The following is an 11,255-nucleotide window of genomic DNA, read 5'->3' on the forward strand; positions in this document are numbered from 1 at the left end:
GGGCTCAAAACGACACCTGCTGCCGTTTGCAGGGGTTGCCGGTGCCGTGGAATAGGGTTGGGTCATGTTCAAGCAGAGGGTAGTGTTCGTGCACGGCGCCGGAAGTTTCGGTGCCGCGGCCTGGCCGCGCCAACACGGTATGGCGCTGTCCTACGACGCACTGTTCCTGCGCCGCCACGGGTACGATCCCGTCGCCGAACCCGTGGAGTCCTCCTTCGCCGAGGACACGGCCATCGTGCTGCGGTCCCTGGCGGACGACGGCCGCGGTGCCGCGGGCGGACACATCGTGGCTCATGCACAAGGGGCCATCGCCGCCATGATGGCCGCCGTCGAACGGCCCGACCTCGTCTATTCGCTGACCCTCGTGGAGCCGGCGTGCCTCTCCCTTACCGCGGAACTGCCGGCCACAGCGGCCCATATCCGCCTCATGCAGCCGTTGTTCGACGTCCGCCGCCAACTCAGCGACGAGGATTTCCAGCGGGAGTTCGTCCGGCGGGTCTACGCCACGGACCTCCAGGAGCCGGTCACTGCCGAGGAGAAGCGCTCGGCAAGGCGGCTGCGGCTGCAGTCACCGTCGTGGGAGGCACCGCTGCACATCGTTCCGGGCGTCCCCACCCTGGTCCTGACCGGGGGATGGGAGCCCCTCTATGAGGAGATCGCCGGTTACCTCCGTGAGACGGGCGCCCTGCACCGCGTTGCTGCCGGGGGCCACCGGCCCCACGACTCACGGGACGGCGACCGCGCCATCCGCTCCTTCATCAGCGAGGTCAGCAGGACCGAGCCTGCCAGGGCCTCCTGACCCCGGCCAGCACGCAGCCTTCCCGTCCGGCCGGCCCCCAATTGCCGGCCGGACGGGAAACTCGAGGGGAGTCAGCTACGTCCCGCTGCCGGAACGTTCAGCTCCGGCAGGTACACCTTGGCCCCGGCGGCCATGAACTCCCGGCTCTTCGCGCGCATGCCTGAGGCCGCCTCGGCCAGGGCCGCCTGCGCCTCGGCGGACCCGTATTCGTCCCGGATGTCCTGGCTGATCCGCATGGAGCAGAACTTTGGCCCGCACATCGAGCAGAAGTGGGCAGTCTTGGCCGGTTCCGCGGGGAGCGTCTCGTCGTGGAAGGCCTCGGCCGTCACCGGGTCCAGGGACAGCGCGAACTGGTCGCGCCAGCGGAACTCGAAGCGTGCCTTGGACAGCGCGTCATCCCGCTCGTGCGCCCCCGGGTGGCCCTTGGCAAGGTCGGCGGCGTGGGCGGCGATCTTGTACGTGATGACACCGGTTTTCACGTCGTCCTTGTTGGGCAGGCCCAGGTGTTCCTTCGGTGTGACGTAGCACAGCATGGCCGTGCCGTACCGGGCGATTTCCGTGGCGCCGATCGCGGACGTGATGTGGTCATAACCAGGAGCCACGTCAGTGACCAGCGGCCCGAGTGTGTAGAACGGTGCCCCCTTGCAGAGTTCCTGCTGCCGTTCGACGTTTTCCCGGACCAGGTGGAACGGGATGTGCCCCGGGCCCTCCACCATCACCTGCACGTCGTATTTCCAGGCCCGCTGGGTGAGCTCGGCCAGCGTGTCCAGTTCCGCAAACTGCGCAGCGTCATTGGCATCCGCCGTAGCTCCCGGGCGCAGGCCGTCGCCGAGGGAAAACGCGACGTCGTACCTGGCGAAGATTTCACACAGCTCGTCGAAGTGCGTGTACAGGAAGTTTTCCTGGTGGTGGGCCAGGCACCAGCCCGCCATGATGGAGCCTCCCCGCGAGACGATGCCGGTGACCCGGTTGGCGGTCAGCGGAACATACCGGAGCAGGACGCCGGCGTGCACGGTCATGTAGTCCACACCCTGCTCGCACTGCTCGATCACGGTGTCGCGGAAAATCTCCCAGGTCAGCGCATTGGCTTCCCCGTTGACCTTTTCCAAGGCCTGATAGATGGGCACGGTGCCGATCGGGACGGGGGAGTTGCGGATGATCCACTCCCGGGTGGTGTGGATGTCATCGCCGGTGGAAAGGTCCATCACGGTGTCGGCCCCCCACTGGGTGGCCCACTGCAGCTTGTCCACTTCCTCGGCAATGGAACTGGTGACGGCCGAATTGCCGATATTGGCATTGATCTTGACCAGGAAGGCCTTACCGATGATCATCGGCTCTGACTCGGGATGGTTGATGTTGTTGGGAATGATGGCCCGCCCGGCCGCGACTTCACTGCGGACCAGCTCAACGTCGCAGTTCTCGCGCAGCGCTACGAAGCGCATCTCGGGGGTGATGATGCCCTGCCTGGCGTAGTGCATCTGCGTTACCGTCTTGCCCTCGACGGCGCGGCGGGGCACCGGCTGGGCCCCCTGCCACTCGGCGGAGGCGGCGCCGCGGCGGACAGCCGAGCGGCCGTCGTCGAGCAGGTTCCGCTCCCTGCCGCCGTACGCTTCAGTGTCGCCCCGCGCCACGATCCATCCGGACCGGAAGGGGCTGAGGCCGCGAACCGGATCGCTGCCCGGTCCGGCCGTCCGGTAGGTCCGGAATGGCCCGTTCGGTTCCCCGTTGGGGGACGGCTCCAGGGCAATTTCCGTTACGGGTATCCGGATTCCCGACTCTGCGTCTTCGATGAACGCCAGCGAATGCGACGTCAGGGACTGGGTGACCTGGCCTTCCGCCGCCCCACCGGCCACGCCTTCGCGGGACTGATTCAGGGCAGGGTCCAGCTGTTCATTGGGTGTATTCAAGGAATACTCACTTCCTTCGCCGGCATTACCCGGACAGGTTCAACGGTCGCAGGCTGCGTCAGCCCGATCTCAGCCCCTGCAGGGGCACCCGTGTGGTCAGGAAGAAAGCTACCACAGCCTTCCGGGAGGGGCTTGTCACATGGCCGGTGCTAGCCTGACTGGCGGGAAAAGGAGTCCAATGCCGGAGATCATCGAATTCAGCGGCCCGGTGCTTGCCGGGCCGGACAGCGAGCGGCGGGGCCTGTGGTCCGTTGACGGGCTGTTGACCTTCACACGCCCGCAGCAGGTGCCGGACAAGGTGCTGGAGGGCTGGGTCCTGCCAGGTTTCGTGGATGCCCACTGCCACATCGGGCTCGGACCCGGCGGCCCGGTGGACGCTGCTGCCGCCGAAGACCAGGCCCGGGCAGACCTGGCGGCCGGCACCATGCTGGTCAGGGATGCCGGCTCCCCGGCCGACACCCGCTGGTTGCAGGGCGGCCGGGACTTCCCGGTGCTGATCCGCGCTGGACGGCACGTTGCCCGGACCCGCCGATATCTTCGCGGTTTCGCCGACGAGGTGGAACCGGAAGGCCTTGTGGAAGCCGTTCGCAAGCAGGCCCGCGACGGCGACGGCTGGGTCAAGCTCGTGGGGGACTGGATCGACCGCGGCATTGGCGACCTGGCGCCGTCCTTTCCCTCCGCCGTCGTGCGGGACGCGGTACAGGCGGCGCATGACGAAGGCGCCCGGGTCACCGCCCACTGCTTCGCTGAGGACACCCTGGACCAGATGCTGGACGCCGGCATCGACTGCATCGAGCATGCCACCGGACTCCTGCCCCGGCATCTTCCCCGGTTCGCCGAACAGGGAGTGCCGATCGTCCCCACACTCATCAACATCGCGACGTTCCCGGACATCGCCGCCCAGGCCCGGCTCAAGTTTCCGCGGTACGCGGACCACATGCTGGCGCTGTGGGAGCGGCGGATGGAGCGGGTGGCCGAAGCTTACGGGGCGGGCGTGAGGATCTTCGCCGGTACGGACGCCGGCAGCGTCATCAACCACGGAAGAATCGCGGACGAGATTTTGGCCCTGCATGAGGCCGGACTGCCCATGGCCGCTGCACTGGACGCAGCCTGCTGGTCAGCCCGCAAGTGGCTCGGTGCGGACGGCGTCCACGAGGGGGCGCGCGCCGACGTCGTCCTCTGCAGCGAGGATCCGCTGACGGTACCCCGGACGGTCAGCCAACTCGCCCATGTGGTGCTGGGAGGCCGCATTATCCGTTGAGCATATTTCCGGGCCGAAGCACTTGGAATAAATTGAAGCTTCAAGTAATTTTAACTGTGACAGGTCGCCCCATCCCGACGGCCGCCAGCACAGGGAGCGTTCAATGACTGCAGAAGCCACCAGCCAGGATCTTCTTCCTGCCGACCTCACCATGGGCACCGTCATGCTCAAGGTCGGCGACATGAAGGTCATGACCGATTACTACCAGCGCGCCCTTGGCCTTGAGGTGGTCGCCGAACAGGACGGCGGGCTGTACCTGGGCCGGCTGCAAAAGCCACTGGTCCATCTTGCGCCCGCGCCCGGGCTGAACCTCCCGGGCAGGGGAGAAGCGGGCCTGTTCCACACCGCCCTGCTGTTCGAGGACCAGGCCTCCCTCGCGGCGACCATCGCCACCGCCGCCCAATACGAGCCGCGGTCCTTCACCGGGAGCGCCGACCACCTGGTCAGCGAGGCCTTCTACTTCAACGACCCCGAAGGCAACGGCATAGAACTCTACTGGGACCGGCCCCGCAGCAACTGGTCCTGGAACGGAACCGACGTGGTCATGGACAGCCTGGCCCTGCCGCCGCAGCGGTACCTTGAGCAGCACCTGACGGAGGATTCCCTGGAAGGGCAGCACAGGACGGCCGCAGGAGTGGGCCACGTCCACCTCCAGGTGGGTGACGTGCAGTCCGCGCGCGATTTTTACGTCGGTGTCCTGGGGTTTGAAAAAACGGCCGGATGGCATGGCCAGGCCCTCTTCGTCTCCGCCGGCCGTTACCACCACCACATGGCCATGAATGTCTGGAACAGCCGCGGCGCGGGGCCGCGCAAGGACACGCTGGGCCTGGGTGAAGTCCTCATCGAGGTGCCCGCGGGTGACGACGTCGGCGCGCTGGCGGACCGCCTGAAGGTCGCCGGCGTGCGGGCCCACCACACCGGAGCCGAACTGCGGTTTGAAGACCCCTGGCGGAACAGCATCCGGGTAGCGGCACGCTGACCCGGGCGTTCCCGTACTAGGCTGAACCCGAACGGCCGGGCGGCAGGCATTGCTCCCGGCCGGCACCACCGTCAACGGAAGAAGGGTACTTCCCATGGGCTTCACCGAGATCTTTGTTGCCACCCATGACGCCGCGCTCAAGCGTGCCGGCGTCCTGGACGAAGGCGGCAGTGCACCCGCCGACCAGGCCGTCCGCATCCCGGGGGTCAGTGATTTCGAAGTTGAACAGCTGGGGGACCTCGCCGGAACTGCCGTGCACGCCGGCGGTGCCGACTATGAACTGACCATGGTGGACGTGTCCAGCGATTCGCTGCTGGCCGTCCCGCCGGCCATGGTCCGCGCCCTGGCGGACCTGCTCTCGTATGAAACCGAAGGCGAAGGCAACATCCTTCATGATGTTGCCGCTCAGTGGGCAGCCCAGGACGACATGCCCTTCGACGCAAACCAGGCGCGGACCTACGTGCAGCAGCTGGCTGAACTGGCCGGCAGCGTCGACGATTCGGAGCGGACGGGGCTCTACGTCTGGTCCGCCTGAGCGGCCCGCCCCCGGCCATCTTCCGGCCGCCGCTGTGTCAAGTCGAAATCCCGTCGCTGATCTGGCACAATAAACAGGTACTCGATCTGCGTGGCCCCTCTCTCCGCGTCCGGATCCTGTCCTTCGAACCCGCAAGTACGGCCCGCCCCACGGGTGCAGAAAGCCGGGTTCACCCCCTTTTCTGAAACAGGAGTGACCACAAAAGTGGCCGTAAAGATTCGCCTTAAGCGCTTTGGCAAAATGCGCGCACCGTACTACCGCATCGTTGTCGCCGACTCACGCACCAAGCGTGACGGCCGTGCCATCGAAGAAATCGGCAAGTACCACCCCACCGAAGAGCCCTCATACATCGAGGTCAACTCCGAGCGTGCCCAGTACTGGCTGTCCGTCGGCGCCCAGCCGTCCGAGCAGGTTGCAGCCATCCTGAAGATCACCGGTGACTGGCAGAAGTTCAAGGGCCTGCCGGGTCAGGAAGGCACCCTGAAGACCAAAGCTGAGAAGGAAGCCTTCGTTGCCCCGGAAAAGGGTTCCGTGATCATCCCGGAAGCCATCACCAAGAAGGCAGCCAAGTCTGACGCCGCCGAGGCCGAAGCAGAGACCACCGAGGCTGAGTAAATTGCTGGCAGACGCGCTGGAACACCTGGTCCGGGGAATTGTTGATTCCCCGGACGATGTCAAGGTCAGCTCGAAGAGCAACCGCCGCGGGGACACCCTCGAGGTGCGCGTTCACCAGGATGACCTCGGACGGGTGATCGGCCGCCAGGGCCGCACGGCACGCGCGCTGCGCACCGTTGTGGCAGCCCTGGCCGGCGGCGAACCGGTAAGGGTTGACGTCGTCGACACCGACCGCCGCCGCTGAGCGTCCGGCAACATCAGTTATGCTCCGGCCCCTCCACCATCAGGTGGAGGGGCCGGAGTGCTTTTCCCGAACAACCGCAATCCACACATTGGAACAGAGGAACACATGCAGCTTCAGGTGGCCCGCATTGGCAAGCCCCACGGCATCCGCGGGGAAGTCACGGTCCAGGTCCTGACCGATGCCCCTGGGGACCGGTTCGTCCCCGGCACCGAGATGGTGGTTGACCCGGCGGCCCTGGGCCCCCTGACGGTGAGCAGTGTGCGGTGGAACAAGGACATCCTCCTGCTCGGCTTCGAAGAGGTGGCAGACCGCAACCAGGCAGAGACACTGCGCGGCGCCAAGCTCTTCATCGAAACCGAGGAGCTGGATGAGGGCGACGACGAAGGCTGGTACGAGCATGAACTCGTTGGACTCGAGGCCCGGGTGGGCTCAGACGTGGTGGGCAAGGTTGCCGCGCTCAACACCGGGACCGCGCAGGACCTGCTCATGGTCACCACCCCGGAAGGCAACGAAATCCTGGTTCCGTTTGTCGAGCAGATTGTTCCCGAGGTCAACATCGAGGAAGGGTACATCCTCCTTACGCCGCCGGCCGGCCTTTTCGAGCTGAACGCGGAGGCCGAAGCAGCCCACTCGGAACCAGAAGGCAACGCCTAAATGCGCATCGACGTCGTCAGCATCTTTCCCGAGTACCTGGCACCCCTTGAACTCTCGCTGATCGGCAAGGCCCGGCAGGACGGAATCCTGGACCTCCACGTCCACGACCTCCGCAGCTTCACCACCGACAAGCACCGTTCCGTGGACGATACGCCCTACGGCGGCGGCGCGGGCATGGTCATGAAGCCGGAACCCTGGGCGCAGGCCCTCGCCTCCATCGCCGACGAGCGGCCCCGGGCCGAGGGCAAGCCCGTCCTGATCGTCCCCTCGCCCGCAGGGGAGCGGTTCACCCAGAAGCTGGCCTACGAACTCGCGGAGGAAGAGCATCTTGCTTTCGCCTGCGGGCGCTACGAGGGAATCGATGAGCGCGTGATTGAGTGGTCACGCGAGCACTTCGATGTGCGGCCGGTCAGCCTGGGGGACTACGTCCTCAACGGCGGGGAAGTGGCCGTCCTGGCCATGGTGGAGGCCATCGGCCGGCTGCTGCCCGGCGTGGTGGGCAATCCGGAATCATTGGTGGAGGAGTCCCACTCCGACGGCCTCCTGGAGTATCCCGTGTACACCAAGCCCGCCGTCTGGCGGGAGCGGGAAGTGCCGGCCGTGCTGCTGAGCGGCAACCACGGCAAGATCGCCCAGTGGCGCCGCCACGAGCAGTTCCGCAGGACGGCGTCGCGCCGTCCGGACCTGCTGGAAGGGTTCGACGCCGGAAGCCTCCCCCGTGCCGACCGCACCGAACTGCAGAACCTGGGATACGACGTCGTGGACGGGAAGCTGACCCGCCGCCCCGAAGCGACCGGGCAACACCCCTGATCCGCGCCGCCCGGCGTATCCTGGCTGCCGGGGCCCGGCAGGATTGGCTGTAACGGTTCCACTGTGGCAAAATTAGTCCTTGTGTCTGCTGGGTCCGCACCTGCCACAGGGGGAGCGCAACCAACAGCTTAGGCAACCGGCTTCGTCAACCATTGAGGCGGCCGGACCACTTAACTTTCGGCAGCAAATTCCGGGCCGCTGCCAAGCGCCCGGGTTTGCCTGCCGTGACCCAAAGTGAATGACCTGTGGCGTTCACCAGGAGTGCAATCATGCATATTCTCGATTCCGTAGATGCAGCTTCGCTGCGCACCGATGTTCCCGAGTTCCGCGCGGGTGACACCCTCAAGGTTCACGTGAACATCATCGAAGGCAAGAACTCCCGCGTCCAGGTGTTCCAGGGCTTTGTCCTTGGCCGCCAGGGTGACGGCGTCCGCGAGACCTTCACGGTCCGCAAGGTCTCCTTCGGTGTCGGCGTTGAGCGTACCTTCCCGGTACACTCCCCGATCATCGACAAGATCGAAGTTGTCACCAAGGGCGACGTTCGCCGCGCCAAGCTTTACTACATGCGTGCACTGCGCGGTAAGGCTGCAAAGATCAAGGAAAAGCGCGACTTCAGCACCGCCAAGTAAGTCCCTCCAGGACCTACGAAGGCTGGGCCGCAGCCGTAACCGGCCAGCGCCGGAGCCCATCAGCACCAGCGCAGCAGGATACGGACATGGACCAGACAAAACGCCAGCCCCCAAAAATGGGCTGGCGTTTTGCGTTCCTGGCGCTCCTCCTGGCGGTCGCGGTCAGCGGCCTGGTCCGGTCCCTGTGGATTGATGTCTACTTCATCCCGTCCGAATCCATGGAGCCTGTCCTGGAGGGCGGAGACCGGATCCTCGTATCGCGGACCGGCTTCCAGGAAGAACCGATACGGCGGGGAGACATTGTTGTCTTTGACGGGCGGGGCACTTTTGCGCCGCTCAACAGCGGCCGGGGCCCGCTCGCGGATGCCGCATCCGGAATCACCCAGTGGCTCGGACTCACCGGCAGCGACACCACCTACGTCAAGCGGGTCATCGGACTCCCCGGTGACGCTGTGGTCTGCTGCGATGCGGGGGGAAAGATCACCGTCAACGGCCAGATCCTGGAGGAGCCGTACATTTTCGACGGCGACGCGCCCAGTACCCAAAGGTTCAGTGCGGTGGTCCCGGACGGCCGGCTGTGGCTGCTGGGCGACCACCGTTCCCTGTCCGCAGACTCCCGCAGCCTGCTGGGCGCTCCCGGCGGGGGGATGGTGCCCATAGACCGGGTTATCGGCAGGCCCGTCCAGATCGTCTGGCCGCTTGATAGATTTGCTCCAGTACCACGGCCGCCCGCGGCTGAACCAACCATAGAGAACGGACAGTAGATGCCCGAGAACCACGCGCGGACACCGGAACCGCGCCACGACGGCACTTCGGATACCCCGGCCGGCCCGGCCTCCGGGGCAACTGTCCCCGGCGCGGACGAACCGGCCCCCGCGTCCCCTGCCCCGGCGCCGGCGGAAAGCCGTTCGGCTGCCAAAGCGGCGGACAAGCCGTCCGGCAATCCGGTGTTCGCCTGGCTGAAGGAAGTGGCCACCGTTGTGGTGATCGCCGTCGTGCTCTCCTTCCTCATCAAGACTTTTCTTTTCCGGGCCTTCTTCATCCCGTCCGAATCCATGGTGAACACACTGGATGTCGACGACCGGATCTTCGTCAACCTCCTGGTGCCTGAACCCTTCTCGCTCAGCCGCGGGGACGTTGTGGTCTTCCGCGACACCAAGGGCTGGCTGCCGGCAGCGCCCGCAAAGGCGGAGGGGCCGTTTACCTGGGTGCAGGACGGTCTGACGTTCGTTGGGCTGCTGCCGGACAACTCGGAGCAGCACCTCGTCAAGAGGGTCATCGGCCTGCCCGGGGACCACGTGGTCTGCTGCGACACCGGCGGTAAAATCACTGTTAACGGGACCGCCCTTGACGAAACGTACGTCAACCCTGCCGAGGTCCCGCAGGTCCGCAACTTCGACGTCGTTGTCCCGGAAGGGAAGGTGTGGGTGATGGGTGACAACCGGAACCACTCCGCCGATTCCCGCGCGCACATGGACGCCGACGGCGGCTTCATCGACGTCGACGACCTCGAGGGCAAGGCAGCGGTCATCGCGTGGCCTTTGAGCCGGATCACCTCCCTGGACAACCACCCGGACGTGTTCCGGAACGTGCCGGCGGCCCCCTGACATGTGCCCGGCAGTCAAGGCGGGCCGGGCTAAGGCCGATCCGGCGCAGACCAATCCGGCACAGGCCGCTCCTGGAAGGACCCGGTCCGGATCCGCCAAGGTGGTCCGCGCCAAGGCCCCGACGTTGCGCCACGAGCGGTCGTTCAAGGCGCAGGGGGTCCGGTACCTTGCCGGGGTGGACGAGGTGGGACGCGGTGCACTGGCAGGCCCGGTGAGCGTGGGCATCGCCGTGGTCGACCTCGAACGGCAGAAGTCACTGGCCGGGGTGCGGGACAGCAAGCTCCTGGCCCCTGCGGAGCGGGAGCGGCTGGAGCCCCTGGTGCGGCGGTGGAGCGTGGCCTCCGCGGTGGGGCATGCCTCCGCCCAGGAGATTGACGCGCTTGGCATCATCGCCGCGCTGCGTCTGGCCGGTACCCGTGCCTGGCATGACATCCTTGCCGGCGGAGTTACCCCGGACATGGTGCTGCTCGACGGGAGCCACAACTGGCTCTCGCCGGCCGGGCAGCCGTCCCTGTTCGATCCGCCCGTCCCCGACGTTGCCTGTGACGCCCCGGTGCATACCAAGGTCAAGGCGGACATGCAGTGCCTGAGCGTGGCCGCCGCCAGCGTCATCGCCAAAGTTGAGCGGGACCGGACCATGCGGGAACTGCACGTTGAGTACCCCGACTTCGGCTGGGACATCAACAAGGGGTATGCCACTGCGCTGCACCGCGACGTGCTCCGCGCGGCTGGGCCTACTCCCTACCATCGGGTGAGCTGGCGCCTGCTGGGCGGGGAGCTGCAGGACGGGGAACCGGATCCCGGCGGGGAAGAACCGGCGGAAGACTGAGTCCTGCCATGCCCCGGCGCCTGTGGCGGTGGAGATGGTGCAAGATGGAACCATGAGTGCTGAAGACCTTGAAAACTATGAAACCGACATGGAGCTGCAGCTCTACCGTGAATACCGCGACGTCGTCGGACTGTTCAGCTACGTTGTCGAGACCGAACGGCGCTTTTACCTGGCCAACCATGTTGATCTTCAGGCCCGCAGCGCGGACGGTGAAGTCTACTTCGACCTGACACTGCAGGACGCCTGGGTGTGGGATGTGTACCGGTCGGCGCGGTTCGTCAAGAGCGTCCGGGTCCTCACATTCAAGGACGTTAACGTGGAAGAGCTTCCGCGCAACGAGGAGCTGGCCATGCCCAAGGACGTGGACCTGGGCAACTAGCGCCGGC

At 66.1% G+C, this 11,255-nt stretch carries 14 protein-coding genes and 1 riboswitch; of the genes, 13 read left to right on the forward strand and 1 reads right to left on the reverse strand.

All coding sequences use genetic code 11. The annotated features are described in order from the left end of the window. Positions 1–64: 64 nt before the first annotated feature. Complete coding sequence (locus AC5RWA_RS17410; protein WP_079598957.1) at positions 65–799, forward strand: alpha/beta hydrolase; 735 nt, start codon at positions 65–67, stop codon at positions 797–799. A 71-nt stretch (positions 800–870) separates the two neighbouring features. Here the strand turns inward: AC5RWA_RS17410 and thiC are convergent, their stop codons facing one another. Further along, positions 871–2,706 carry a phosphomethylpyrimidine synthase ThiC gene (gene thiC / locus AC5RWA_RS17415; RefSeq protein WP_494058483.1) on the reverse strand — a complete coding sequence of 612 codons (1,836 nt, stop codon included), beginning with the start codon at positions 2,704–2,706 and terminating at the stop codon, positions 871–873. Beyond that, positions 2,701–2,808, reverse strand: a riboswitch (TPP riboswitch). It overlaps the preceding gene by 6 nt. A 76-nt stretch (positions 2,809–2,884) precedes the next feature. Between thiC and AC5RWA_RS17420 the strand changes: the two genes are divergently transcribed. The 12 genes from AC5RWA_RS17420 (at position 2,885) to AC5RWA_RS17475 (ending at position 11,248) form a co-directional block, all read left to right on the forward strand. Next, entirely contained in the window at positions 2,885–3,967 is a 1,083-nt protein-coding gene (locus AC5RWA_RS17420; protein ID WP_494058484.1) for an amidohydrolase family protein, read from the forward strand. A 103-nt stretch (positions 3,968–4,070) separates the two neighbouring features. Beyond that, positions 4,071–4,946 (forward strand): VOC family protein, encoded by an 876-nt coding sequence (locus AC5RWA_RS17425; RefSeq protein WP_494058485.1) that lies wholly within the window; start codon positions 4,071–4,073, stop codon positions 4,944–4,946. A gap of 94 nt (positions 4,947–5,040) precedes the next feature. Then, entirely contained in the window at positions 5,041–5,481 is a 441-nt protein-coding gene (locus tag AC5RWA_RS17430) for a hypothetical protein (RefSeq protein ID WP_494058486.1), read from the forward strand. Between the two features lie 204 nt (positions 5,482–5,685). Next, positions 5,686–6,096: a 30S ribosomal protein S16 gene (gene rpsP, locus AC5RWA_RS17435; protein WP_079598982.1), complete on the forward strand. Its 411-nt coding sequence runs from the start codon at positions 5,686–5,688 to the stop codon at positions 6,094–6,096. 1 nt (position 6,097) lies between these two features. Further along, positions 6,098–6,340, forward strand: coding sequence for an RNA-binding protein (locus AC5RWA_RS17440; RefSeq protein WP_009359302.1), 243 nt, complete (start codon positions 6,098–6,100; stop codon positions 6,338–6,340). 105 nt (positions 6,341–6,445) lie between these two features. Then, complete coding sequence (rimM, locus tag AC5RWA_RS17445) at positions 6,446–6,994, forward strand: ribosome maturation factor RimM (protein WP_494058487.1); 549 nt, start codon at positions 6,446–6,448, stop codon at positions 6,992–6,994. Next, on the forward strand, positions 6,995–7,804 hold the full coding sequence (gene trmD / locus AC5RWA_RS17450; protein ID WP_494058488.1) for a tRNA (guanosine(37)-N1)-methyltransferase TrmD: 810 nt from the start codon (positions 6,995–6,997) through the stop codon (positions 7,802–7,804). A gap of 269 nt (positions 7,805–8,073) precedes the next feature. Next, entirely contained in the window at positions 8,074–8,433 is a 360-nt protein-coding gene (rplS, locus tag AC5RWA_RS17455; protein WP_079598963.1) for a 50S ribosomal protein L19, read from the forward strand. Between the two features lie 86 nt (positions 8,434–8,519). Beyond that, complete coding sequence (gene lepB / locus AC5RWA_RS17460; RefSeq protein WP_494058489.1) at positions 8,520–9,197, forward strand: signal peptidase I; 678 nt, start codon at positions 8,520–8,522, stop codon at positions 9,195–9,197. Continuing rightward, positions 9,198–10,040, forward strand: a complete 843-nt coding sequence (lepB, locus tag AC5RWA_RS17465) for a signal peptidase I (protein ID WP_494058490.1) — start codon at positions 9,198–9,200, stop codon at positions 10,038–10,040. A gap of 1 nt (position 10,041) precedes the next feature. Continuing rightward, entirely contained in the window at positions 10,042–10,869 is an 828-nt protein-coding gene (rnhB, locus tag AC5RWA_RS17470; protein WP_494058491.1) for a ribonuclease HII, read from the forward strand. 52 nt (positions 10,870–10,921) lie between these two features. Continuing rightward, a complete protein-coding gene (locus AC5RWA_RS17475) occupies positions 10,922–11,248 on the forward strand; it encodes a DUF2469 domain-containing protein (protein WP_009359307.1) in 327 nt (108 codons plus the stop codon). Positions 11,249–11,255: the final 7 nt, after the last annotated feature.

It is taken from the genome of Arthrobacter sp. 210 2 (assembly GCF_059093025.1).

Coding starts and splice junctions, on each gene's coding strand:
- AC5RWA_RS17410 (WP_079598957.1), top strand. CDS start 65: ATGTTCAAGCAGAGGGTAGTGTTCGTGCACGGCGCCGGAAGTTTCGGT.
- AC5RWA_RS17420 (WP_494058484.1), top strand. CDS start 2,885: ATGCCGGAGATCATCGAATTCAGCGGCCCGGTGCTTGCCGGGCCGGAC.
- AC5RWA_RS17425 (WP_494058485.1), top strand. CDS start 4,071: ATGACTGCAGAAGCCACCAGCCAGGATCTTCTTCCTGCCGACCTCACC.
- AC5RWA_RS17430 (WP_494058486.1), top strand. CDS start 5,041: ATGGGCTTCACCGAGATCTTTGTTGCCACCCATGACGCCGCGCTCAAG.
- rimM (WP_494058487.1), top strand. CDS start 6,446: ATGCAGCTTCAGGTGGCCCGCATTGGCAAGCCCCACGGCATCCGCGGG.
- trmD (WP_494058488.1), top strand. CDS start 6,995: ATGCGCATCGACGTCGTCAGCATCTTTCCCGAGTACCTGGCACCCCTT.
- rplS (WP_079598963.1), top strand. CDS start 8,074: ATGCATATTCTCGATTCCGTAGATGCAGCTTCGCTGCGCACCGATGTT.
- lepB (WP_494058489.1), top strand. CDS start 8,520: ATGGACCAGACAAAACGCCAGCCCCCAAAAATGGGCTGGCGTTTTGCG.
- lepB (WP_494058490.1), top strand. CDS start 9,198: ATGCCCGAGAACCACGCGCGGACACCGGAACCGCGCCACGACGGCACT.
- rnhB (WP_494058491.1), top strand. CDS start 10,042: ATGTGCCCGGCAGTCAAGGCGGGCCGGGCTAAGGCCGATCCGGCGCAG.
- AC5RWA_RS17475 (WP_009359307.1), top strand. CDS start 10,922: ATGAGTGCTGAAGACCTTGAAAACTATGAAACCGACATGGAGCTGCAG.